Origin of the sequence: Streptomyces sp. NPDC006463, assembly GCF_042870715.1 — a bacterium.
Classification (GTDB): Bacteria; Actinomycetota; Actinomycetes; order Streptomycetales; family Streptomycetaceae; genus Streptomyces.
The window spans coordinates 395,184-418,931 of sequence record NZ_JBIAHP010000004.1 but is presented as its reverse complement, the minus strand read 5'-3'; the positions used below and the strand labels follow the sequence as shown (position 1 = coordinate 418,931).

The window sequence follows — 23,748 nt, the reverse complement described above, 5'->3', positions numbered from 1 at the left end:
CGCACACCCGGATGGGAGACTTGGCGCATTCACGACGATCCGGATCCGGAGAACGACATGGACGAGGGGCGGGCCAGGGACGTACTGGCGCAGGCCGGCCTGGACGGTGGCGCCGCGCTGCTGGCCCTGGGCGAGAACGCGGTCTTCGCGGCCGGGGACCTGGTGGTGAAGGTGGGCCGCGCGGCCCCGGCGCTGCTCGGCCGGGCCGAGCGTGAACTGGCCGTCGCGCACTGGCTGGCGGGAGCCGGCGTCCCGGCGGTCCGCGCCGCCGAACCGAGGGCACGGCTGGTGGCCGGGCATCCGGTGACGCTGTGGCACCGGCTGCCGGGCGCGGTGCGTCCCGCGGGCCCCGAGGACCTCGCCGTACTGCTGCGGCAGCTCCACGCCCTGCCCGCGCCGCCGTTCCCGCTGGCCGCGCGGGACCTGCTGGGCGGCGTCGAGCGCTGGCTGCGGCTGGCCGCGGACGCCATCGACCCGGCGGACGCCGCGTACCTGAGAGCCCGTCGCGACGCCTACGCCGGTGAGGTCGCCGGGCTCGTGCCGCACCTGCCCCCGGGCCCGATCCACGGCGACGCCCTGCCCCGCAACGTGCACGTCGGCCCGGACGGCCCGGTCCTGGTCGACCTGGAGACCGTATCGGCCGACCTGCGCGAACACGACCTGGTGGTGATGGCCCTCGCCCGCGACCGGTACGGCCTGCCCGCCGAGTCCTACGAGGCGTTCGTGAGCGCGTACGGATGGGACGTCCGCGACTGGGAAGGCTGCGCGGTGCTGCGCGGGGCCCGTGAGACGGCCAGCTGCGCCTGGGTCTCCCAGCACGCCCCCACCAGTCCGAAGGCGCTGGCCGAATTCCGCCGCCGGGTGGCCTCCCTGCGCGAGGGCGACCGGGAAGCGCGCTGGAGCACGTTCTGATGAAGCTGTCCCTGACCGTCCACCGGGCCCGCCTCGGCGCGGACGAGTTCCAGGTGATCCGCCCGGCCCGGCCGCCGGAGCGCGCCGTGCTCCTCGACGGCTCCTGGTACCTGAACGCCTACGTCGACCAGGAGGCCGCCCGGCTCATGGCCGGGCTGTGGACCCTGGCCGCCTCCTCGCCGCGCTCGCTGATCCACCTGCCCCTGCGGGGCTCCCGCCCGGACGCGCAGTCACGCGGGCTCGACCTCGTCCTGCTCCACCACTCGCTCCAGTTCGCTCCCTCGCGCTGGAAGGAGCTGCGAGGGCGGCTCGGCCCTGGCCGGCGGCGCAGCGTCGAGCTGTCCGTCCGGGAGCCCGGCACCGGCCTCGCGGCCCTGCACCACGCGGGGAACCGCGACGTGCTCCGCCAGCACCTCCACGCCGAGACCCTGTTCGTGACGGGCAGCGCGAGGGTGTTCCGCGAGACCGCCGGCGTCTTGCGGCGGGTGGCCGAGGACGGTCCCGGCCACGTCCGCGACGGCTCCCGCCACGGGCACTGCTGCGCGCAGGTGCGCTGCGGCGACGCCCGCGCCCGCGACATCCACGTCGAGTACACCGACGAGTGGGGGGCGTAGGCCCGTCCGGCGGGTCCGGTCAGCCCGCGGAGCCGACGGCGCCCGCCGAGCCCGCGGACCTATCGGCGGCGCGCGCCTGCCACTCCCGTCCGATTCCCCGGATCAGCGCCGGATAGACCCCCAGGTACCGGAAGGGCTTGATGCCCGCCATGTACAGGCCGCCGAACAGTCCGTTGGACTTCACCAGGACGGCCATCTGGCCGCGGTAGCCGCCCGCCCCGTCCGGGACCCAGCCGATGTGCATCACCCCGTGCACGGTCTTGTTGCCCATCTCCGCCGCCCACTCGTCGTGCGTCTGGTAGACGGAGGTGAACGGAACCGCAGTCAGGTCCGGCCCCCTGGGGCCCTCGCGGAGGTCCGCCGGGAGCCGGTCCCGAAGCGTGGACAGTCGGCCCCCGACGCCGTCTTCGGGCTTGTCCCAGCCGAACAGCGCCCCGAGCTTCCAGCGGATCGCGAAGAGCGCGCGCCCCACGGGGGAGTCGATGGGCTCCCCCTTGTCCTGCGCGAACTGGTCCACGAGATGTGCGAGGTCGTCAGGACCTCCTGGGGTCGGCAGCTCCCACACGTCCTCGACCTGGAAGTCGCCGGCGATCTCGTGGATCCGCCAGGGACGGGAGGTGTGCGCGGTCTTCGGGAGTCTCATGAGCAAGCCCCTATCTATACGATGCCGTATAGGAGAAGGCTAGCACCCGGCTATACGGCACCGTATAGCCGGGGGACACGTGAGCGGAGACAGATCATGGGTACGGCGCGCACGCCTCGCGGCACATGGATCGAGGAGGGGCTGCGGGCGCTGGCCGCCGGGGGCCCGGAGGCGGTCCGCATCGAGTCGCTCGCGCAGGCACTCGGCGTCAGCAAGGGCGGCTTCTACGGGTACTTCCGCAACCGGGGAGCGCTGCTCACCGAGATGCTCGACACGTGGGAGCGCGAGGTCACCGAGGCCGTGATCGATCAGGTCGAGAGCGGTGGCGGGGACGCGCGGGCCAAGCTGGACCGGCTGTTCACGATCGTCGCCTCGTACGGGGACAAGCCGATGACGGGCGTGGCGGTCGACCTCGCGATCCGCGACTGGGCCCGGCGCGACGAGGCCGTCGCTCAGCGGCTCCGGCGCGCCGACAACCGGCGGATGGACTACCTGCGTTCGCTGTTCGGCGAGTTCTGCCCCGACGAGGGCGACGTCGAGGTCCGCTGCATGCTCACCTTCTCCGTACGGATCGGCAGCTACGTCGTCGCCGCCGACCACGGCGGCCGCAGCCGCGCGGAGGTCATGGAACTGACCCGGAACTGGCTCCTGCGATAGCCGCCGCGTGCGGTCAGGCGCCCGCCGGGACCAGGCCCCTCAGCGGCCAGGCCGTGTCGATCACCGCGTCCGGGGTGCCCTGGCGGCGCAGGTAGGACTGGAAGTCCCGGGCCCAGCGGGCGTGCCAGGTGCCCTGGCGGGCGTGCAGGTCGGCCGGCGTGAGCGCGGCCACCTCGGGATGGCGCGCGGCTATCGCGCGTGCCACCTCCACCGCCGCCAACGCGTCCGCCCCGGCGTCGTGCGCGTCGTCGAGGGTGACCCCGTACACCCCGCAGACCGCCTCCAGGGTCCGCTTGCCGCGCCGGTAGCGGTCGACCGCACGGTCGATGGTCAGGGGGTCCACGACCGGCCCCGTCCCTCCCCCGGGCTGCGCCGGCGGCACCGCCACGCCGCCCAGCCGGTCGGCGAGCGACGGCAGTCCGTGCCGCGCCAGTTCCGCCGAGAGCAAGGTGAGGTCGAAGGCCGCGTTGTACGCGACGACCACCGCGCCGCTGCGCCAGTGCCCGACCAGCGCCTCGGCGACCTCGTCCGCGACCTCCCGCACCGGGCGGCCTTCGGCGACCGCCCGCTCGGTGCTGATCCCGTGGATCGCCGCGGCCTCGTCCGGGATCGGTATCCCCGGATCCGCGAGCCAGCCGCGCCGGCCGCGCACCTCCCCGCCCCGCACCTCGACCACCGCCGCCGTCACGATCCGCGACTCCCCCGGCTCCGTGCCGGTCGTCTCCAGGTCGAACCCGATCAGCACACCGCCGTACCAGTCCCCCATCACGCGCCTTCCCCCCGTACACCTTCGGTCAACGGCTTTCAGCCTGCCACGGGCCACTGACAAGCCGTCCGCCGGGGCCGGGGGCCACGGCTCGGACACCCCCCGTCACGAAACCGGACGGGAGTCCTCCCATACGGATTCGAACTCCTCGCGGTACGTCGCGAACAGCCCGTGGTCGGCGTCCTTCGGGACGCCGCGGCCGCCGCCGCGCAGGACCAGGACCGGGGATTCCATGCCGCGTGCCCGGCGCAGGTAGGACTGGACGACCGCGATGCCCGAGGACTGGCCCTCCACCAGATAGGCCGTGAAGCGCGGGGTCTCGTCGAAGACGTGGATCTCGAAGCGCGAGGGATCGCGCAGGCCCGCCCGGACCCGCCGGACGTGCAGGATGTTCATCTCCACCGAGCGGCTCAGCTCGCCCTTGCGCAGTCCCAGCTCCCGCTCGCGCCGCTTGACCGCGCTGCTCGCCGGGTTCAGGAACAGCAGCCGCACGCGGCAGCCGGCCTCCGTGAGCCGGACGAGTCTTCGGCCCGAGAAGTTCTGGACCAGCAGGTTGAGCCCTATGCCGATGGCGTCGAGCCGCCTCGCGCCCCCGAAGAGGTCCTCGGCCGGTAGCTGGCGCTGCAGCCGCACCCGGTCCGGATGGACCGAGATGACGTCCGCGTACCGGTCGCCCACCAGGTCCTCGACGGCGTCGATCGGCAGCCGGTCGGCCGACGGGCTGCCCGAACCCCCTCCCAGCACCTCCAGCAGCCGCGCCGAGGCCCGCTCCGCCTGTTCCAGTACCGGCCTGGACAGCGCCCGGTTGCGGGAGACGACGTTGCGGGTGACCTCCAGCTCGTCCAGCGCGAGCTCGATCTCGCGCCGGTCGTCGAAATACGGTTCGAAGCAGGGCCAGTGCTGGACCATGAGCTCCCGCAGCTGGGGAAGCGTCAGGAAGCTCAGCACGTTGTCGTCGGCCGAGTCGAGCAGATAGCCCTTGCGCCGGCTGACCTCGCGCACGGCCACGGCCCGCTGCACCCACTCCTGCCCGGCGGGCCCGGCGGCGGCGACGACCCAGTCGTCCCCGCCGTGCACCGGCTCGTAGACCGGCCGCAGCACCGCGCCGACCACCGACCGCAGCCGCTGCTCGATGAGATTGAGCCAGATGTACGCACGACCCGCCCGCTGCGCCCGCGTGCGGACCTCGCTCCAGGTCTCCGCGCCCCAGTCCAGCTCGGCCCCGGCCCGTGCGCTCCCGGTCGCCTGTGGGGCCAGTGACACCGCCCCGGCCGGCACTCCTGCGGGTGTCGCGCCTGCGGCGTCCGCCGGGCCGCCCTCGTGACCGTTGTCACCAGGGGGCAGCTCCAGACCTCCCGAGCTCACCCGTGCACCGCCTTCTGCGTCTGGACGCCCGTCTCCAGTGATCACGGAAGGGTACTCCGCGCGCGCGACCCGGTGCAGCCCGATGGCCCTTACAGCGACCGCCCGTTGACCCATTATCCGATCCCCACACAGTCCGCAGAGCCGCAAATCAGCCCTCCGGGTCACCCGGAGGGACCAACCCAAGTCCACGCGTGAGGACCCTCTTTCGGGGAAGATCTGGCAGTGACGTGGTCCAGCCGGATCAGCCGGGGCAGAATGGGAAGAGTCGTTATCTATGCAGGTCTGGCCGGGACAGGCGTATCCGCTCGGCGCCACTTACGACGGCGCCGGCACCAACTTCGCGGTCTACTCCGAGGCCGCCCGACGCATCGAGCTGTGCCTCCTCCACGACGACGGCTCGGAGACCGCGGTGGAGCTGCGCGAGACGGACGCCTTCGTCCGGCACGCGTACCTGCCCGGCATCATGCCGGGCCAGCGGTACGGGTTCCGCGTCCACGGGCCGTACGCACCGGAGCGCGGCAAGCGCTGCAACGCGGCGAAGCTGCTGCTGGACCCGTACGCGCGGGCGATCAGCGGCAGCGTGGACTGGGGCGAGGCGGTGTACGGCTACCACTTCGGCCGGCCCGACTCCCGCAACGACCTGGACTCGGCCCCGCACACCATGAGCTCGGTCGTGGTGAACCCGTACTTCGACTGGGCCAATGACCGGCCGCCGCGCCACGAGTACCACCACACCGTGCTCTACGAGGCCCACGTCAAGGGTCTGACGATGAGGCATCCGGACCTCCCGGAGGAGCTGCGCGGCACGTACGGGGCGCTCGCGCACCCGGCGGTCATCGGGCACCTGGCCAAGCTCGGGGTGACGGCGCTGGAGCTGATGCCGGTGCACCAGTTCGTCAACGACCACCGGCTGGTCAACGACCGGCTGAGCAACTACTGGGGCTACAACACCATCGGCTTCTTCGCCCCGCACAACGGCTACGCCTCGGGTGACCGCGGCCAGCAGGTGCTGGAGTTCAAGTCGGCGGTCCGGGCCCTGCACGAGGCCGGGATCGAGGTGATCCTCGACGTGGTCTACAACCACACCGCCGAGGGGAACCACCTGGGCCCGACCCTGTCCTTCCGCGGGCTGGACAACGCCTCTTACTACCGGCTGGCGGACGATCCCCGGCACTACACGGACACCACCGGGACCGGGAACTCGCTGCTGATGCGTTCCCCGCACGTCCTCCAGCTGATCATGGACTCGCTGCGCTACTGGGTCACCGAGATGCACGTGGACGGCTTCCGCTTCGACCTGGCCGCGACGCTGGCGCGCCAGTTCCACGAGGTGGACCGGCTGTCCTCGTTCTTCGACCTGGTCCAGCAGGATCCGGTGGTCAGCCAGGTGAAGCTGATCGCCGAGCCCTGGGACCTGGGCGAGGGCGGCTACCAGGTGGGCAACTTCCCGCCGCTGTGGACCGAGTGGAACGGCAAGTACCGGGACACCGTACGGGACTTGTGGCGCGGGCAGCCGCGCACGCTGGCGGAGTTCGCGGGGCGGCTGACCGGTTCCTCGGACCTCTACCAGGACGACGGGCGGCGGCCGCTGGCCTCCATCAACTTCACCACCTGCCACGACGGTTTCACCCTGAACGACCTGGTCTCGTACAACGAGAAGCACAACGAGGCCAACCGGGAGGGCAACCGGGACGGCGAGACCCACAACCGGTCGTGGAACTGCGGGGTGGAGGGGCCGACCGAGGACCCGGAGGTCGTGGAGCTGCGCGAGCGCCAGATGCGCAACTTCACGGCGACGCTCATGCTGTCGCAGGGCGTGCCGATGCTCAGCCACGGCGACGAGTTCGCGCGCTCGCAGGGCGGCAACAACAACGCCTACTGCCAGGACAACGATTTGTCCTGGGTGCAGTGGCCCGAGCCCGGCAAACCCGCCCCCGCGCTGCTGGAGTTCACCCGTCGGATGGTGTGGCTGCGCCGTGACCACCCGGTCTTCAGGCGGCGCCGGTTCTTCCACGGGCGGCCGGTGGAGGGCACGCACGACGAGCTCTCCGACATCGCCTGGTTCACCCCGCACGGAGAGGAGATGCGGGCCCGCGACTGGCAGGCGCAGCACGCGCGGGCGCTGACGGTGTTCCTGAACGGGGAGGCGATCTCCGAGCCGGGCAGCCGTGGGGAGCGGATCACCGACGACTCGTTCCTGCTGATGTTCAACGCGGGCGCCGATCCGCAGGACTTCACCATTCCGGCGGGGCACGGGGCGCAGTGGCGCCTGGTGGTGGACACCGCCCGGCCGGAGGTGCTGCCACCCGGCACCGGGCCGCAGTATGCGGCCGGGGACCGGGTGGCGCTGGCGGGACGGTGCCTGGTGGTGCTTCAGCGCCCGGCGTAGGTGCCGCTCCCGTCGACGGCGGGCACCTCCCCGGCGGCCGGGGCCTCACCGGGCTCCCTCTAGGCCGGGGAGCCGGTCTGCTGCGCGGGGATGAACGCCTCGGCGCGGGTGCGGGTGGACGGTACGCGGGTGACGAGGGCGAGCGCCATGGCCAGGGCGGCCGCCCCCACGGCGACGGAGAAGGCCCCGGCGGGCCCGTACCACTCGGCGAGCCGCCCGCAGACGGCGAGCGCGACGGCCTGGCCGGCGACCAGCGAGCTGGCGGCGAAGGCCATCGCTTCGGCGAGCCGGGCCGGTTCGACGACGCGCTCGGTGAGCGCGAAGGCGGTGATCAGGTGCGGTGCGTAGGCCGCGCCGAGCACGGTGACGACCGCGTACAGCGGCCACAGGGTGTCGGTGAACAGCAGCGGCACCGACAGGACCAGCGCGGCGCCCGTGGCGGCCCGCCAGCGCAGCCGCAGTCCGAAGCGGGCGGGCAGCGCGCCGAGTGCCAGGCCCACGACGGCGCTGACGACACCCATGGCGGCGTAGACGATCCCGGCCTGGCCGGGGACGCCCAACTGGGCGGTGAGCGCGGCGATTCCGGCCTGACAGGCGCCGAACATGGCGCCCTGGAGGGCGAGCGAGCCGCGGACGGCGTGGACCACGCGCGGCTGCTTGACCCGGTCCCCCTTCGTCCGTGCCCGCGCGCCCCGGTCCCCCGGACTCCGTCCGGGGGTGCCCCCGGTGACGGCGGCGGTCGGGTGCAGTGCGTAGGCGGTACCGAAGACGGCGACGAGTCCGGCCGCGCCGCCGAGGGCGACGGCCGGGTGCGCGACGAGCGCGGCGAGGCCGACGAGGGCGGGTCCGAAGACGAACGAGATCTCGTCCAGGGTGCCTTCGAGCGAGTGGACGGCGCCCACCACGCTCTCGTCGGACTTGGCGCGGTGCGCCAGGGCCACGGAGCGGGTCCGGGCGAGCGGTCCGATCAGCGGTACGGAGGCGCCGGTGACGGCACCGATGGCGGCGAGCGGGACGGTGCCGAGGCCGCCCAGGGCTCCGGCGACCAGAGCGGCGGTCGCGACGGCGTTGACGGCCGCGGCGCCGAGTACGACGGGCCGCTGCCCGTGGCGGTCGGCGAGCCGGCCCAGGACGGGGCCGAAGACCACCTGCCCGGCGGAGAGGGTGCCTCCGACGATGCCGGCGGCGGCGAGGGATCCGCTGGTCTGCGCGACCAGCAGGACGCTTCCGAACTGGGACATCGCGACGGGCAGTCGGGCGAGGAAAGAGACGAGCGGGAGTAGGGGCCCGGTCAGGGCTATGACTCTTCGATAGGTGTTGACGGTTCCAACCACTTGATCAACACTAACCCGGCGCAGTCACCCGGATGCATTGGGTAATGGCACGGAATCCGGCAGGCTGGGTACGTACGTTCTCATGAGCCAGCCGCAGTCAAGCGTCCAATCGGAATCTGATGTTCCGACACCTGTCACTCCGGCGTCGACCTACCGCCTCCAGCTGCGCCCGGAGTTCCCCTTCGCGGCGGCCGAGGCAGCCGTACCGTACCTCGCCTCGCTCGGCGTGTCGCACCTGCACCTGTCCCCCGTGCTGGAGGCGGTGCCCGGCTCGGCGCACGGGTACGACGTCACCGACCACTCCCGGGTCCGCGAGGAGCTGGGCGGCGAGGCCGGTCTGCGCTCGCTCGGCGCGGCCGCCCGGGCGCACGGGCTGGGCCTCGTGCTCGACATCGTGCCGAACCACATGGCGGTTCCCGCGCCGCTGCGGCTGAACCGGCCGCTGTGGGAGGTCCTGCGGGACGGGCCGGACTCGCCGTTCGCGCGCTGGTTCGACATCGACTGGGAGGCGGGCGGCGGCCAGGTGCTGCTGCCGGTGCTCGCCGGGCCCGTGGAATCCTGCGACCTGAGAGCCGACGGTGAGGTGCTGCGCTACGGGGAGCAGGAGTTCCCGCTGCGGGAGGGCACCGCGGGGCTGGAGCTGCCCGAGCTGCTGGCCGCACAGTGGTACCGGCCCGCCTGGTGGCGGGAGGCCCGTACTGCCCTCAACTACCGCCGGTTCTTCACCATTTCGGAGCTGATCGGGGTCCGGGTGGAGGACCCGGAGGTCTTCGCGGCCACCCATGCGAAGGTGCTGGAGCTGGTCCGGGACGGGGTGGCCGAGGGGCTGCGGATCGACCACGTGGACGGACTGGCCGACCCGGAGGGGTACTTGCGGCGGCTTCGGGCGGCGGCGGGGCCGCACTGCTGGGTGGTGGTGGAGAAGATCCTGGCCCGCCACGAGCGGCTGCCGCCCGCGTGGCCGGTGGCGGGGACCACCGGATACGACGCGCTATACCGGGTGGACGGGGTGTTCACCGACCCGGCGGGCGCCGCCGAACTGGCCCGGCGGTACGAGGAGTCGACGGCGTCCCCGGAGTGGGAGCGGACGGCGGAGGCATGCGCGCGGGAGGTGCTGACCGGTGACCTGGCCGCCGAGCTGGGCGCGCTGGAGCGCCAGGCCGGTCCGGAACTGGCCGACGCGGTGCGGGAGTTGTTGATCGCCTACCCGGTATACCGGCCGTATCCCGGCGATGACGGGCCCGATCCGCGGGCCATGGAGCGGGCAGCCTCTGCGGCCGGTCCGGCCGCGGTGACCGGCGTACGGGAGCTGCTGCTGCGCGATCCCGCCTTCGCCGCCCGCTTCGCCCAGACCTCGGCCGCGCTGCGCGCCAAGTCGCTGGAGGACCGTGCCTTCTACCGGTACGCGCCGCTGCTGTCGGCCACCGAGGTCGGCGGGGATCCGGGGCGGCCGGCGGTGCCGACCGCGGAGTTCCACGCGTACTGCGCCCGCCTGGACCGGGACTGGCCCGGGTCGGGGACGGTGCTGTCCACGCACGACACCAAGCGCAGCGCGGACGTCCGGGCCCGGATCTCGGTGCTGTCGCAGGCACCGGGGCCGATGGAGGCGGTCAGCGGCCCGGATCCCCGGCTGGCCTGGACGGCCCGGCAGACCGCGCTGGGCCTCGGGGAGGTCCCGCAGGCCGCGCCGCGGCTGGCCGAGGCACTGCTCAAAGGGGTCCGCGAGGCCGCCCTGCGCACCAGTTGGACCGACCGGGACGAGGACTACGAGGCGACCGTGGCCGGGTACGCCCCGGGCCCGCTCGATCTGCCCGCGGACCTCGCGGAGGCGGCCCGCGCCAATCTGCTCGGCATGACGCTGCTGCACCTGGCGATGCCCGGGGTCCCGGAGGTCTACCAGGGCGCCGAGACCGAGTACCGGGCCCTGGTGGACCCGGACAACCGGCGCCCGGTCCGCTTCCCGCGGGAGGCGCTGGCCCGGCTGGACGCGGGGTCCGCCCCGCAGGGCCCGGCCGAGGAGAAGCTGGCGCTGACGGCCGCCCTGCTGCGGCTGCGCCGGGCCCGGCCCGGGCTGTTCACCGGCTACGCCCCGCTTTGGGCCCGGGGTGCGGCGGCGGAGCACTGCCTGGCCTTCGCCCGCCCGCCCGGCCTGGTGGCGGTGACCACCCGCCTCTCGCACCGGCTGGCGGAATCGGGAGGCTGGCGCGGGACCGCCCTGCCGCTGCCGCCGGGCCGGTGGACCCCGCTGCCGGGCCTGCCCGGCGGGCGGCGGGACGCGGACGGGAGCACGTCCGAGAACTCGTCCGGGAACTCGTCCGGCCTCGCGTACGAGGGCGAGGCGGACCTGGCGGACCTACTGGCCCTCTCGCCCGTGGGGGTCCTGCTCCGCGACGACTAGATCCGCGAACGCCGCCGCCGCACCGGTCAGCCGGACCCTGGAGAAGACGGCCAGGGGCCGGTGCCACGGCGGGTCGAGGGAGAGCAGTACGCAGTCCTCGCCGACGGCGCCCCGGACCATGTGGGCCGGGGCCATGACGATGCCCACCCCGGCGGCCGCCATCCGTACGGCCGTCGAGGTGTGTTCCGTACGCAGCACCGTGCGCGGGGTGAAGCCCACCGTGCCGCACGCCCGGTCGAGGACGAGCCGGCCCTCGACGACCGGTTCCATCGCGCAGCGGATCCAGTCGCGGTCGGCCAGCTCACCGAGGCGGACGGCGCCCCGGCCTGCGAGGGGGTCGTCGAAGGGAACGACGATGACGAGTTCCTCCCGGCCGACCGTGAGCAGCGGTCCGGTCCACTCCTTGGGTTCGGGTCCGACGGCGACATCGGCGACACCCCGCTCCAGCTGCTCCTCCAGGGCCTCGGTGGAGCCGTACTCCCGCAGCACCAGCGACACCCCCGGGTGCACGGCGCGCCAGCGCGCGGCGATGCCCGGGAGGAGTCCGACGGCCACCGCGTGGACGGTCGCGACGTGCAGTTCGCCGCCCGCCACGCCCGCGGCGGCGCGGGCGGCCCGCTCGGCCTGCCGGGCGCTGTGGACGGCCAGCTGGGCGTGGGGCAGGAAGGCGCGGCCCATGGCCGTGAGCCGGACCCCGCGCGGCATGCGCTCCAGCAGCGCGCCGCCCACGGCCCGCTCCAGGGCTTTGACCTGGTGGGAGAGGGCGGGCTGGGTGACGTGGAGACAGTCCGCGGCCCGGGTGAAGGAGGACTCCTCCACTACGGCGAGGAAGTACTCCATCTGGCGCAGACTCATGAGCGGGAAGCATAGAGAACGTGCATGGAGTCCAGAAGATCATTTCCTTGGACCGCGGGGGAACGGGCGGGTCAGGCTGGGCACATGAGCAACGACAGCACTGACGACAGCACGGTGGACGTGATCGTGATCGGTGGCGGTACGGGCGGCTACAGCACCGCCCTGCGCGCCTCCGCCCTCGGCCTGAGCGTCCTGCTCGCGGAGCGCGACAAGGTCGGCGGGACCTGCCTGCACCGCGGCTGCATCCCCAGCAAGGCCATGCTGCACGCCGCCGAACTCGTCGACGGCATAGCCGAGGCGCGCGAGCGGTGGGGGGTGCGGGCGAGGGTGGAGTCCGTGGACTGGGCGGCGCTGACCGCCACCCGCGACGACATCGTCGCCCGCAACCACAAGGGCGTGGAAGGGCACTTGGAGCACGCCGGGGTGCGTGTGGTGCGCTGCGGCGCCCGTTTGACCGGGCCGCGGTCCATCCGGACCGAAGACGGACGGGAGTTCACCGCCGCCCGGGGGATCGTGCTGGCCACCGGGTCCCGTCCGCGCACCCTGCCCGGTCTGGAGCCCGACGGGCGCACGGTGGTGACCAGCGACGACGCCCTGTTCGCCCCCGGGCTGCCGGCGTCGGTGGTGGTGTTGGGCGGCGGGGCGATCGGGGTGGAGTACGCCTCCTTCCATCGCTCCATGGGCGCGGAGGTAACGCTGGTCGAGGCCGCGGACCGGCTGGTTCCGCTGGAGGACGCGGACGTGTCCCGGCATCTGGCGCGGGGCCTGAAGAAGCGCGGCATCGACGTCCGGACGGGGGCCCGGCTGGAAGGGGCCGTGGTGGAGGGCGGGATCGTACGGGCCTCCGTGCGCACCGCGCGCGGGGAGCTGCGCGAGGTGACGGCCGAGCGGCTGCTCGTGGCGGTCGGCCGGGTCCCGGTCACCGACGGGCTCGACCTCGCGGCGGCCGGGCTGGCCACCGACGGGCGGGGGTTCGTGGCGCCGGCCGACTGGTCCCGGCTGGAGACGGCGGTTGCCGGGATCCACGTGGTGGGCGACCTGCTGCCGCCGCCGTCGCCGGGGCTGGCGCACGCCTCCTTCGCGGAGGGACTGCTGGTGGCGGAGACCCTGGCGGGGGTTTCGACCGTACCGGTGGACTACGCGGCGGTGCCGCGGGTGACGTACTCGGCGCCGCAGACCGCGGCCGTCGGCCTCACCGAGGAGCAGGCCCGGGCCACGGCCTACGACGTGGTGGTCAACTCGATGCCGCTGACGGCGGTGGCCAAGGGGATGGTGCACGGGCAGGGCGGCACCGTGAAGGTGGTCGCGGAGCGGGGCGGACGGGTGCTCGGGGTGCACCTGGTGGGGCCGCACGTCTCGGAGATGATCGCGGAGAGCCAGCTGATCGTGGGCTGGGACGCCGAGCCGGGCGATGTGGCCCGGCACATCCACGCCCACCCGACGCTGTCGGAGGCGGTGGGCGAAGCCTTCCTGACCCTCTCGGGCCGCGGCCTGCACCAGCAGTGACCACTGGGCGGGCCGTCCTGCGGCTCCGTACGCTTCACGCCCCGCCCGGGGCCCTCCCCGGACGGAAGTACGGGAGCTGCGGAGCGGTAGGCTGCGGGCCCGGCGGGCATGGCATCCCTTGTGACCCTCCTCCGTGACATGTGCTATCCCACACCGCGCGAACTCGCCCTGGCCGCCCGCGCACTCGCGGACGAACACCCCCGTGAGGTGCGGATCCGTCAGGCCGGCACCTCGCGGGCCGGGCAGCCCCTCTGGCTGCTCTCCGTCCAAGCGGTCGGCCCGGCCGGGCCCGGCCGGAACGTCCTGGTCGTCGCCGGGGCCCACGCCAACGAACCCGTCGGCGGCGCCACCGTCCTCTCCCTCGCCCGCCGCCTCCTGTACGAGCCGGCCCCGCGGGCGGGCTGCGGCTGGCACTTCCTGCTCTGCGCCGACCCGGACGGCGCGGACCTGCACCGCACGCCCCGCCCGTACTCGCTCCTCGACTACCACCGGCACTTCTACCGGCCCCCCGGACCCGAACAGCCCGAGTGGGCGCCGTCTTTACTGGCCCCGGACCGGCTGCCGCCCGAGACCCTGGCCCTGACCGGCCTGATCGACGAACTCCGGCCCGTCCTCCAGGCCTCCCTGCACGCCACCGACCTCGGCGGCTCCTGGGTCCAGCTCACCCGGGACGTACCCGGCCTCTGCGAGCCCTTCGGCAAATCGGCGGCCGAGCTGCGCATCCCGGTGGAGAACGGGGCCTCGGACGCCGCCGGCTGGCCCTCCCCCGGGCCCGGGATCTTCGTGATACCGCAGCCGGGGAGCGGGGCGGCCGGGGCCTTCCACCCCGAGGACACCCGGCTCAGCACCTGGTACCACCCCCACCGGTACGCCGGCACCACCGCGATCGTCGAAGTCCCCATGTGGGCCTCCGACCTGGTGGACGACCCGGCCCCGCACCCCGACCCGCGCCGCGCCCTGCGGATGCTGGCGGCGCGGCTCGACGGCGACTCCGCGCTCGTCGCCCGTGTCCGTGACGGGATCCCGCCCGGGCCGCCGCCGTACGCGGACCCGGCCGCCGCGGCCCTGCTGCGCGCGGTCGACTGGACGCTAGCGCTGATCCCCCGGATCACCGCGGAGTGGACCGGCCCCGCGGCCCCCACGGAGGCCACGGCGGCCTACATCGCCAGCATCGACGCCTTCGGGCGGCGCATGTCGCTGCGCGCCGCCGCGATGCTGCTGCGGGTGCTGCGCACGCAGGGCCACCCGGCGGCGCCCGGGCTGGACCGGCTGGTCACGGGGTGGTGCGAGGACTTCGCGGCCCGCTTCCAGGCCCGCTGGGTCCCGGTGGCCACCCAGGTGGAACACCAGTCCCGGACCGTCCTGGCCACGTACGAACGCCTCACGGCGGCCGAGCGGGCGACGTAGGACGGCCTAGTCGACGTCCAGTCCGTACCGGCGCTTGGGCAGGCCGGTGGCGCCGAGCCGGTCGTAGAACCGGATCGCGCCCTCGTTCCAGTCGGGGGTCTGCCACTGGACCTGGTCGAGGCCGAGCTCGCGGGCGAGGCCGCGCACTCCGTCCATCAGGGCGGCGCCGAGCCCGTGGCCGCGGGCCTCCTCGGCCAGGTAGAGGCAGTCCATGTGGAGGTAGTGCCGGGCGTCCCAGAAGGCGAACTCGGCCGAGCAGGCGGCGTATCCGACGACCGCGCCGTCCGGGGTCTCGGCGAGCAGCACCCACTTTCCCCCGGCTACCGCTGGGGACGCCCCCGAGGCCCCCTCGGCGAACAGCTGCGGCCCGAGCCGCTCGGCGAGGTCCGGCGGCCGCGGGGCCGACTTCTCGTACGCGACGTGCTCGTGGATGAGTTCGACCAGGCGGGGCAGGTCCCGGGCGCGAGCGCGGCGTACGACGGGTGTGTGTTCGGGGCTGTGTTCCATGCCCGCCATCCTGGGCCACGGCGCGGCACGCCGGGGGGCCGCCCTCGGCCTCAGCTCGACGACAGCCGGAAGGTCATCTTCCCGAAGCTCACCTGGTCGCCGTCCCGGACCACCGCGGAGCCCGTCACTCGACGCCCGTTGACCGTGGTGCCGTTGGTGGAGCCGAGGTCCTTGAGCACCCACATCCCGCCCTGCAGGCTGAGCTCCGCGTGCGCGCGCGAGACGGTCTCGTGGCTGAGCCGCAACCCGTTGCCGGGGTCGCGGCCGATCCGCAGGGCCGCCGCGGTCGGGTGCGGCAGCAGCAGTTTGGGCAGCTTCTCGGCGGCCCAGGCACGCCGGACGCCGACCGAGACGGCGGAGACCCGTCCCACCCAGCCGAACAGCCGACGGGTCCACGGACTTGCCGCCTCCTCGCGCGTCTGGAGGTCTGCGGTGAGGACGGCCAGGTCCTCGGAGCGGCGGGCGACCAGGGCGAGTTCCATCCGGCGCAGGAAGGTGTCATGGGACAGCTTGCCGACGGCAGCGCCCTCTCTCAGCTGGCCCAGCGCCCGGTCGCGCTCGGCGTCGGACAGCCGCGGCGCGGGGAAGGGTGGGAACTCAAAACTCGACGTCACAGGGTGATTGTCGGCCCGTCGGGGCCGGAGTGTCCAGAACTCCCCCGCCACGCCCGGAATGATGGGCAGGATACGCATGCTGGACACCGCCGGAGACGAGGGGAACGTCCGTGCAGTTCGAGGTGTGGGCACCGCTGACAGGTCACGTCGCCATGCGACTCGACGACGCGACGTACGACATGGCGCGCGATCCGGAGCGGGACGGCTGGTGGACCGTCCAGGCCCCGGCCTCCGACGGAAGCCGGTACGGGTTCCTGCTGGACGGCGATTCCGCCCCGCGCCCGGACCCGCGCGGCCGGCGGCTCCCGGACGGGCCGGGTGGCCTGTCGGCGGTGGTCGACTTCGGGGCCCTCCCCTCGCCGGGGGCCGGAGCGGTGCGCATCCCGCTCCAGGACGCCGTCCTGTACGAGCTGCACATCGGCACCTTCACCCCCGAGGGCACCTTCGACGCCGCCGCCGCCCGCCTCGGGCACCTCACCACCCTCGGCGTCACGCACGTCGAGCTGATGCCCGTCTGCCCGTTCCCCGGCCGGCACGGATGGGGGTACGACGGGGTCGCCCCCTGGGCGGTGCACGAGCCGTACGGCGGCCCGGCCGGACTGGCCCGCTTCACGGCGGCCGCGCACGCCGCCGGGCTGGGGGTGGTCCTCGACGTGGTCCACAACCACCTCGGCCCCTCCGGCAACCACCTGCCCGCCTACGGCCCGTACTTCACCGACACCCACCACACCCCGTGGGGCGCGGCGGTGAACCTGGACGCGCCCGGCTCGGACGAGGTGCGCTCCTACCTCCTGGACAGCGCGCTGGCCTGGCTGCGCGACTACGGGATCGACGGGCTGCGGCTGGACGCCGTACACGCGCTGGCCGACGGGCGGGCCCTGACCTTCCTGGAGGAACTGGCCGCGGCCGTGGACGAGCTGGCGGCCGAGACCGGCCGGCCGCTGTTCCTGATCGCCGAGTCCGACCGGTGCGACCCGCGCACCACCGCCCCGCGCTCGGACGGGGGCCTGGGCCTGCACGCCCAGTGGAACGACGACTTCCACCACGCCGTGCACTGCGCGCTGACCGGCGAGTCCCAGGCGTACTACGCCGACTTCGCCGAAGCACCGCTGGCGGCCCTCGCCAAGACCCTGACCCGGGCCTTCTTCCACGACGGGACCTGGTCCTCCTTCCGCGGCCGGACCCACGGCCGGCCCGTGGACCGGCGCCGGACCCCGGCCCACCGCTTCCTCGGCTACACCCAGACCCACGACCAGATCGGCAACCGGGCGCTCGGCGACCGGCTCGCCGCCTCGCTCTCCCCCGGGCTGCTGGCGTGCGCCGCGACGCTGGCGCTGACCGGGCCTTTCGTGCCGATGCTGTTCATGGGCGAGGAGTGGGGCGCGGGCACCCCGTGGCAGTACTTCACGGACCACCCCGACCCGGAGCTGGCCGAGGCGGTACGCAGCGGCCGGCGCCGCGAGTTCGCGGCGCACGGCTGGAAGGCCGAGGAGATCCCCGACCCGCAGGACCCGGCCACCCGGGACCGCTCCTGTCTGGACTGGGCGGAGCCCGAGCAGGCCGGCCACGCCCGCCTGCTGGACTGGTACCGCACCCTCGTGACGCTGCGCCGCGCCCATCCGGACCTGCGCGACCCGGACCTCGCGGCGGTCCGGGTCGCCTACGACGAGGAGCGCCGCTGGCTCACCTTCCGGCGAGGCGACGTACGGGTGGCCGTGAACCTCTCCCCGGAGCCGGCCACGATCGCGCTCGGCCGCAACGGGCTGCGGGTGCTGGCCGCCTGGGAGCCCCTCGAACACCCGGGCCCGGACGGGCGGATCCACCTGCCGGGCGAGTCGGCGGTCGTGCTGGGTCCGTGAGGGCCGCTATTCGACGACGGCGAGCTCTCGCGGCGCGTGGTTGAAGCGCCGCGCGCCGTCCTCGGTGACGGTCACGATGTCCTCGATGCGCACGCCGAACCGGCCGGGCAGGTAGATGCCCGGCTCCACGGAGAAGCACATGCCGGGCACGAGGGGCTGCTCCTCGCCCTCGACCATGTAGGGCGGCTCGTGGGTGGTGACGCCGATGCCGTGGCCGGTGCGGTGGATGAACCGGTCGCCGTAGCCGAACTCGGTGATCACCGCGCGGGCCGCGCGGTCGACCTCCTGGCAGGAGACGCCCGGCCGGACCGCCGCCACGCCGGCCTGCTGGGCCTCGCGGACGATGTCGTGGACGCGCTGCTCCTCGGCGCTCGGCTCGCCCACGTGCACGGTGCGGGAGATGTCCGAGCCGTAGCCGTAGCGCAGCCCGCCGAAGTCGAGGACCACCATGTCGCCGTGCTGGATGACCCGTTCGCCCGCCTCGTGGTGCGGGTTGGCCCCGTTGGGGCCGGAGCCGACGACCGTGAAGTCGACCTGGGAGTGGCCGTGCACGCGCAGCAGGGAGGCCAGTTCGGCGGCGACGTCCGTCTCCCGCCGCCCGGCGAACGGAAGATGGAGGATCTGCGCGTAGGCGGCGTCGGCGGCCGCCCCCGCCGCGGCGAGGGCCTCCAGCTCCCGCTCGTCCTTCACGGCGCGCAGCATGGGCAGCGAGTCGGTGAGCGGGACGTAGGAGGTGGTGGGCAACTCCCGCTGCAGTCCCAGGAGATGCAGGGCCCATGTGTTGTCGCTCACTCCGAAGCGCCCGGCCGCGTCCAGCAGCGGGGCGGTCACCGCGTACGGGTTCTTCCCGTCGGTCCAGTCCCGCAGGGTCAGCGCGGCGGCACCGGCGGCCTTGGCCGCGTCGGGGGCCTCCAGGGTGGGCACGACGAGCACCGGCTCCTGCCCGGCGGCCAGCACGAGCAGGGTGAGCCGCTCGGTCTCGGCGGTGGGGCGGTATCCGGTGAGGTGCGTGAGGTCGGGCCCGGGGGCGATCAGCAGTCCCGCGAGGCCCGCTTCGGCGGCGGTCTCGGCGGCCGCGGCCATCCGGGCGGCGTAGTCGGCGGCGGTGAAGGGGGCGGGGCCCGCGGCGTTGTCCGTGTCATCGGTCATACGGGGGATCCTGCCGTGAGCCGCGCGGCGAGGGCAGCGGCCGCGCCGGTCGGGGCGCCGGGCGAGAGCAGTTCCGTACGGTGCACCAGGCGGGGCGCGGACAGCGGTACGGCGACCCCCGCCGCGGCCGCTTCGGCGACGCGGCGCGGCAGCAGCACGAGGCCGTGCCCGGCGGCCGCGAGGGCGCACAGGGCGAGCACGTCGGTGCCGTCGTAGCGGGCGCCGGTGCGGGCGGCGGTCAGCGGCAGGCCTGCCCCGGGGGCGTCGAGCCAGCGCGCGTCGGCGAGATCGTCGAGCCGGACGCCGGCCCGCCCGGCGAAGGGGTGCCCGGCGGGCAGCAGGACGGCCAGTTCCTCCTCGCCGACGCCCGTCACGGTGAGCGGGGCCACGTCGGGCAGCCGCAGCGGGTCGCTGGGCGCGGCCGGGCCGTCCACGAGCCCGAGGTCGCAGCCGCCGGTGGCGACGGCGGCGGGCACTTCGGCCGGAGGCAGTACCCGCAGGGTGACCCCGGTGGCGGGCAGGGCCGCGAGCAGCCGGGGGCCGACGGCGAGCGGGGACGCGGCGAGGGTGATCCGCCCGGGCGGAGCGGCGGCCAGTCGCAGGACGTCGGCCCGTGCGGCGTCGAGCCGCAGCAGCAGCGGTCCGGCGTGCTCCAGCAGGCGCGCCCCGGCCGGGGTGGGTGCCACGGGCCGGCGCGTGAACAGTTCGGTCCGCAGGTCCCCCTCCAGTGCGGCGATGTGCTGGGACACGGCGGACTGGGTGTAGCCGAGCTCGCGGGCGGCGGCGGAGAAGGAGGAGAGCCGGGCCACGGCGACGAACGTGCGGAGCAGGTGCGGGTCCATGTGATCAGGGTGCCATCAGGACTGCTTATCGATCCAGCAGGAACAATCGTTGGCGCTGAAGTGGGGTCCGGGATCACCATGAACGACATGACCACCGCACCGATCGCCCGGATCGCCCTCGTCGGCGACCGCTCCCCGCACGTGAAGTCCCACACCCGGATCCCGGTCCTCCTCGACGCCCTCGCCTCCAGGGACGGACTGGTCCTCGACGCCTACTGGATCCCCACCGGCGACGCCGGGGCCGAGGCCGCCGCCGGGACGCCGGCCCGCTTCGACGCGGTGTGGGTGCTGCCCGGCAGCCCGTACGTCAGCGAAGCCGGGGTGCTGGCCGCGATCCGGGTGGCCCGGGAGGAGGGCATCCCCTTCCTCGGGACCTGCGGCGGCTTCCAGCACGCCCTGCTGGAGTACGCCCGTACCGTCTGCGGACGGGGCGACGCCGCGCACGCCGAGAACGACCCGGAGGCCGCCGACCCGGTGATCACACCGCTGGCCTGCTCGCTCGTCGGGCACGAGGGCCTCGTACGGACCGAACCGGGCTCGCTCGCCGAGGCCGCGCTGGGCGCGGAGCGGTCGATGGAGCGCTACCACTGCAACTACGGCCCCTCGCCCCGGCACCTTCCGGAGCTCGCCGCGCACGGGCTGCGGCTCTCGGGCCACGACGAGGACGGGCAGGTACGCATCGCCGAGCTGCCCGGCCACCCCTTCTTCCTCGCCACACTCTTCCAGCCGGAGCTGCACGGGGACGGGACGCGGCCGCACCCGATCATCCGGGCCTTCGCCGCGGCCGCCGTCGCGCACGCCGCCCGCCGCACGGGCAGCCTCTCCGGCCGGCTCGCCGCCACCCTCGTCGGCAGCCGGTCCGCCGGATAACACGTCGCGGGACCACCCATCTGATCGGCTATGCTGTGCTTGCACATCGAACGGGCGGTCCGCCGCCCTTCGTGGTGGGTGTAGCTCAGTTGGTAGAGCACCTGGTTGTGGTCCAGGTGGCCGCGGGTTCAAGTCCCGTCACTCACCCTTTCGATCCCGTGGGGGGTACGAGGTTTCCTCGTACCCCCCACGGGCTTTTGCGTGCCCGCCCGGCCTACCATCACCCGGTGGAACCGACATCGCGCACAGAGCCGCTGATCATGGGTGGTTCGTTCTCACGGGCCGACGGCGCCGTGCACCCGCACCATCCCCGGTCGTACGAGATAGGCGACCCGGCGGAGGCCGCCGAGGTCCGAGCCCTGCAGCCGCCCCACCGCGAGGAAGGCGCCGACGAGTTCGAGTGCATGTGCTGGGAGGACTCGGGGAGGGCGGTCGTCACCCCCGAGTGGACCCGGCTGCTCGACCCGCTGTCCCCCGACGGCATCCCTGCCCGGCACCGGGCCCGGTGGGCGGCCGCGGCGCCCGAGGGACTGCGGGCGTACGCCGAAGCCCTCGCCGCGGGCGAGGAGGAACCGGACCTGCCACGGGGAGTGCCACTGGGCGTGGTGTTCAGCTGGCTGGGCGCCGTGAGGAAGGAGCCCCGGGACGCGGCCTGGCTGCTCGCCGAGCGGGGTCCGCAGCGGCTGCTGGCCGGGGCGGCGACGGACGAACTGGCGTGGGCGGTGCGGGAGACGGACCGGGCCGGGCTGGAGGGCGCCGTGCGGTTCTTCGCGAGCGAGGAGTTCACCACCCGCCACCCGAAGCGGCGCCGGGTCGGGGACACCTCTCGCGACCTGCTGCTCCGGCACGCCCGCAGCCACCGCCCCCAGGACCTCCCGGTCCTGGAACGGCGGCTGCTGCGCGCACCGGAGGACCGGGTCAGACGGTCTTGATCGCCGGGTCGGAGATGCCCGGGGCGCCCGTCTCCACGTGGCCGGCGAACCGGCGCAGGAAAGTGGTGTCCGCGTCGGAGACGACCTTGACGTCGTACCAGCGGCCCGTCGTGCGCAGGTCCACCGTGTGGGAGACCGTGGCGCCGGGGTTGACCCTGAAGGTCTGGGCCGCGCCGCCGTAGGCGTTGGTCACCGTGAGGTTGACCGCGGCCGCGCCGGGGTTGGTCAGGGTGAGGGCCAGGTTGCCGGTGGCGTCCACGTGGCGGGCCGTGACCTCGGGGCCGGCCTTCTTCGCCGGGCCCTTCCAGGTGCGCAGGAAGCCGTTCGGGCCCCACACGGTGAGGTCGATCTGGTTGCCGGTGGAGCTGCTGGTGCTCCAGGTGTCGACAAGGGTCTTGCCCGCCTCGACCGTGTAGGGCCAGGGGCCGTCCGTACGGTTGCCCGAGGTGCTGTGGAAGTGGGCGCCGAGGGCGGAACCGCTGGCGAACGTCAGGGTGAACTTGCCCGTGGAGAAGGTGGCCTTGCCGTCCACGTACGGGCTGTAGCCCAGGGCGCGCGTCGGCTTGGAGCCGGCCTCCTGCTTGGGCAGGGTGCCCGTGGCCGGCGGCACCGGGTGGTAGGACGGGTGGGCGTTGTGGTCCGGCGGGATGTAGCCCGCCGTGGAGGGCAGGGCCGCGGGGGTCGCGTCCGCCTGGCTGAAGTCGAAGGCCGAGGTCAGGTCTCCGCAGACGGCGCGGCGCCACGGGGAGATGTTGGGCTCCTGCACACCGAAGCGCTTCTCCATGAAGCGGATCACCGAGGTGTGGTCGAAGGTCTCGGAGCAGACGTAGCCGCCCTTGCTCCACGGGGAGACCACGATCATCGGGACGCGCGGGCCCAGGCCGTACGGGCCTGCCGCGTAGCCGCCGCCCCCGGAGTACAGGTCCTTGGACACGTCCGCCGTGGACAGGCCCCAGGCCGACGAGGCGGGCGGGTACGGCGGGACGACGTGGTCGAAGAAGCCGTCGTTCTCGTCGTAGGTGATGAACAGGGCGGTCTTCGCCCACACCGCCGGGTTCGCGGTCAGCGCGTCCAGGACCTGCGAGATGTACCAGGCGCCGAAGTTCACCGGCCAGTTCGGGTGCTCGCTGAAGGCCTCGGGGGCGGCTATCCAGGAGACCTGGGGCAGGGTGCCGTTCGTCACGTCGGCGCGCAGCCGGTCGAAGTAGCCGTCGCCCGCCTTGACGTCGGTGCCCGTGCGGGCCTTCTCGTACAGGGCGCTGCCGGGCTGGGCACTCCGGTAGTTGTTGAAGTACAGCAGCGAGTTGTCGCCGTAGTTGCCGCGGAAGGCGTCGCTGATCCAGCCCCACGAGCCGGCCGCGTTCAAGCCGTCGCCGATGTCCTGGTAGATCTTCCACGAGACGCCGGCCGACTCCAGGCGCTCGGGGTAGGTCTTCCAGCCGTACCCGGCCTCCTGGTTGCCGAGGACCGGCCCGCCGCCCACTCCGTCGTTGCCCGTGTAGCCGGACCACATGTAGTAGCGGTTCGGGTCGGTGGCGCCGATGAAGGAGCAGTGGTAGGCGTCGCACACGGTGAAGGCGTCGGCGAGGGCGTAGTGGAACGGGATGTCGTTCCGGGTCATGTACGACATGGTGGTGGCCGTCTTGGCCGGCACCCACTTGTCGTACTTGCCGTTGTTGTACGCCTGGTGGCCGCCGGCCCAGTCGTGGTTGAGGCCCTCGACGAACTGCATCCCCAGGTCGTTGACCTGCGGGTTGAAGGGGAGGATGTCCTTCGTCCCGTTGGACTGGTAGAAAACGGACTTTCCGTTGTCCTGGAGGACCGGCCGCGGGTCGCCGAAGCCGCGTACGCCCTTCATCGCGCCGAAGTACTGGTCGAAGGACCGGTTCTCCTGCATGAGGACGACGATGTGCTCGATGTCCTGGATCGTGCCGGTGCTTCCCTGCGCCGGGATGGCCGCGGCCCGCGCGATGCTCTCGTTGAGCATCGCGGCGGCGGCGGTACCGCCTGCGATCTGCAGGAACCTGCGGCGATTGAGTTCTGCCATGGCGTGACGACCTCTGCGGGTAAGGGGGTGTCGAGGGGCGCCCCAAGGACAGCGGCCCGGGGGTACCGGAGGGAGATCCTTG

20 protein-coding genes and 1 tRNA gene are annotated in these 23,748 nt (G+C 73.7%); 11 read left to right on the top strand and 10 right to left on the bottom strand.

The window, feature by feature from the left end; all coding sequences use genetic code 11:
• The first annotated feature begins 57 nt into the window (after positions 1-57).
• On the top strand, positions 58-912 hold the full coding sequence (locus ACFYOB_RS10860) for a phosphotransferase enzyme family protein (protein ID WP_388557628.1): 855 nt from the start codon (positions 58-60) through the stop codon (positions 910-912).
• Positions 912-1,526, top strand: coding sequence for a hypothetical protein (locus ACFYOB_RS10855; RefSeq protein ID WP_388557626.1), 615 nt, complete (start codon positions 912-914; stop codon positions 1,524-1,526). Before ACFYOB_RS10860 ends, ACFYOB_RS10855 begins: the two co-directional genes overlap by 1 nt.
• A gap of 19 nt (positions 1,527-1,545) precedes the next feature.
• On the opposite strand, the gene ACFYOB_RS10850 is transcribed toward ACFYOB_RS10855, so the two are convergent.
• The gene (locus ACFYOB_RS10850; RefSeq protein ID WP_388557623.1) at positions 1,546-2,169 is read right to left on the bottom strand and encodes a DUF2867 domain-containing protein; all 624 of its coding nucleotides are present in this window, start codon (positions 2,167-2,169) and stop codon (positions 1,546-1,548) included.
• 96 nt (positions 2,170-2,265) lie between these two features.
• On the opposite strand from ACFYOB_RS10850, the gene ACFYOB_RS10845 reads away from it, so the two are divergent.
• On the top strand, positions 2,266-2,826 hold the full coding sequence (locus ACFYOB_RS10845; protein ID WP_388557620.1) for a TetR/AcrR family transcriptional regulator: 561 nt from the start codon (positions 2,266-2,268) through the stop codon (positions 2,824-2,826).
• 13 nt (positions 2,827-2,839) lie between these two features.
• On the opposite strand, the gene ACFYOB_RS10840 is transcribed toward ACFYOB_RS10845, so the two are convergent.
• Positions 2,840-3,592 (bottom strand): exonuclease domain-containing protein, encoded by a 753-nt coding sequence (locus ACFYOB_RS10840; RefSeq protein WP_388557617.1) that lies wholly within the window; start codon positions 3,590-3,592, stop codon positions 2,840-2,842.
• A gap of 105 nt (positions 3,593-3,697) precedes the next feature.
• Positions 3,698-4,957 (bottom strand): SAV2148 family HEPN domain-containing protein, encoded by a 1,260-nt coding sequence (locus ACFYOB_RS10835; RefSeq protein WP_388557614.1) that lies wholly within the window; start codon positions 4,955-4,957, stop codon positions 3,698-3,700.
• Positions 4,958-5,231: 274 nt separating this feature from the next.
• Between ACFYOB_RS10835 and glgX the strand changes: the two genes are divergently transcribed.
• Positions 5,232-7,346, top strand: a complete 2,115-nt coding sequence (glgX, locus tag ACFYOB_RS10830; RefSeq protein WP_388557611.1) for a glycogen debranching protein GlgX — start codon at positions 5,232-5,234, stop codon at positions 7,344-7,346.
• Positions 7,347-7,405: 59 nt separating this feature from the next.
• On the opposite strand, the gene ACFYOB_RS10825 is transcribed toward glgX, so the two are convergent.
• Positions 7,406-8,680 (bottom strand): MFS transporter, encoded by a 1,275-nt coding sequence (locus tag ACFYOB_RS10825; RefSeq protein ID WP_388557608.1) that lies wholly within the window; start codon positions 8,678-8,680, stop codon positions 7,406-7,408.
• Between the two features lie 82 nt (positions 8,681-8,762).
• Between ACFYOB_RS10825 and treY the strand changes: the two genes are divergently transcribed.
• Positions 8,763-11,078 (top strand): malto-oligosyltrehalose synthase, encoded by a 2,316-nt coding sequence (treY, locus tag ACFYOB_RS10820; protein ID WP_388557605.1) that lies wholly within the window; start codon positions 8,763-8,765, stop codon positions 11,076-11,078.
• On the opposite strand, the gene ACFYOB_RS10815 is transcribed toward treY, so the two are convergent.
• Complete coding sequence (locus tag ACFYOB_RS10815) at positions 11,034-11,933, bottom strand: LysR family transcriptional regulator (protein WP_388557602.1); 900 nt, start codon at positions 11,931-11,933, stop codon at positions 11,034-11,036. The genes treY and ACFYOB_RS10815 overlap by 45 nt on opposite strands.
• A gap of 84 nt (positions 11,934-12,017) precedes the next feature.
• On the opposite strand from ACFYOB_RS10815, the gene lpdA reads away from it, so the two are divergent.
• Together lpdA and ACFYOB_RS10805 are read left to right on the top strand one after the other, a co-directional pair.
• Entirely contained in the window at positions 12,018-13,439 is a 1,422-nt protein-coding gene (gene lpdA, locus ACFYOB_RS10810; protein WP_388557599.1) for a dihydrolipoyl dehydrogenase, read from the top strand.
• Positions 13,440-13,559: 120 nt separating this feature from the next.
• Complete coding sequence (locus ACFYOB_RS10805; protein ID WP_388557697.1) at positions 13,560-14,846, top strand: M14 family zinc carboxypeptidase; 1,287 nt, start codon at positions 13,560-13,562, stop codon at positions 14,844-14,846.
• A 6-nt stretch (positions 14,847-14,852) separates the two neighbouring features.
• Here ACFYOB_RS10805 and ACFYOB_RS10800 read toward each other — a convergent pair whose 3' ends face one another.
• Positions 14,853-15,353, bottom strand: a complete 501-nt coding sequence (locus tag ACFYOB_RS10800) for a GNAT family N-acetyltransferase (protein WP_388557596.1) — start codon at positions 15,351-15,353, stop codon at positions 14,853-14,855.
• Between the two features lie 50 nt (positions 15,354-15,403).
• Complete coding sequence (locus ACFYOB_RS10795) at positions 15,404-15,967, bottom strand: FHA domain-containing protein (protein WP_388557593.1); 564 nt, start codon at positions 15,965-15,967, stop codon at positions 15,404-15,406.
• Between the two features lie 110 nt (positions 15,968-16,077).
• Here ACFYOB_RS10795 and treZ point away from each other — a divergent pair, with 110 nt between their 5' ends.
• On the top strand, positions 16,078-17,826 hold the full coding sequence (gene treZ / locus ACFYOB_RS10790) for a malto-oligosyltrehalose trehalohydrolase (RefSeq protein WP_388557590.1): 1,749 nt from the start codon (positions 16,078-16,080) through the stop codon (positions 17,824-17,826).
• 6 nt (positions 17,827-17,832) lie between these two features.
• Here the strand turns inward: treZ and ACFYOB_RS10785 are convergent, their stop codons facing one another.
• Both ACFYOB_RS10785 and ACFYOB_RS10780 read right to left on the bottom strand, forming a co-directional pair.
• Positions 17,833-18,975 (bottom strand): M24 family metallopeptidase, encoded by a 1,143-nt coding sequence (locus ACFYOB_RS10785; RefSeq protein ID WP_388557587.1) that lies wholly within the window; start codon positions 18,973-18,975, stop codon positions 17,833-17,835.
• A complete protein-coding gene (locus ACFYOB_RS10780) occupies positions 18,972-19,817 on the bottom strand; it encodes a LysR family transcriptional regulator (protein WP_388557584.1) in 846 nt (281 codons plus the stop codon). Before ACFYOB_RS10780 ends, ACFYOB_RS10785 begins: the two co-directional genes overlap by 4 nt.
• A gap of 78 nt (positions 19,818-19,895) precedes the next feature.
• Here ACFYOB_RS10780 and ACFYOB_RS10775 point away from each other — a divergent pair, with 78 nt between their 5' ends.
• The 3 genes from ACFYOB_RS10775 (at position 19,896) to ACFYOB_RS10765 (ending at position 21,619) form a co-directional block, all read left to right on the top strand.
• Positions 19,896-20,687 carry a hypothetical protein gene (locus ACFYOB_RS10775; RefSeq protein WP_388557581.1) on the top strand — a complete coding sequence of 264 codons (792 nt, stop codon included), beginning with the start codon at positions 19,896-19,898 and terminating at the stop codon, positions 20,685-20,687.
• A 74-nt stretch (positions 20,688-20,761) separates the two neighbouring features.
• Positions 20,762-20,834, top strand: a tRNA-His gene (locus ACFYOB_RS10770).
• 80 nt (positions 20,835-20,914) lie between these two features.
• Positions 20,915-21,619: a hypothetical protein gene (locus ACFYOB_RS10765; RefSeq protein ID WP_388557577.1), complete on the top strand. Its 705-nt coding sequence runs from the start codon at positions 20,915-20,917 to the stop codon at positions 21,617-21,619.
• On the opposite strand, the gene ACFYOB_RS10760 is transcribed toward ACFYOB_RS10765, so the two are convergent.
• Entirely contained in the window at positions 21,606-23,666 is a 2,061-nt protein-coding gene (locus tag ACFYOB_RS10760) for a phosphocholine-specific phospholipase C (RefSeq protein WP_388557574.1), read from the bottom strand. The genes ACFYOB_RS10765 and ACFYOB_RS10760 overlap by 14 nt on opposite strands.
• Positions 23,667-23,748: the final 82 nt, after the last annotated feature.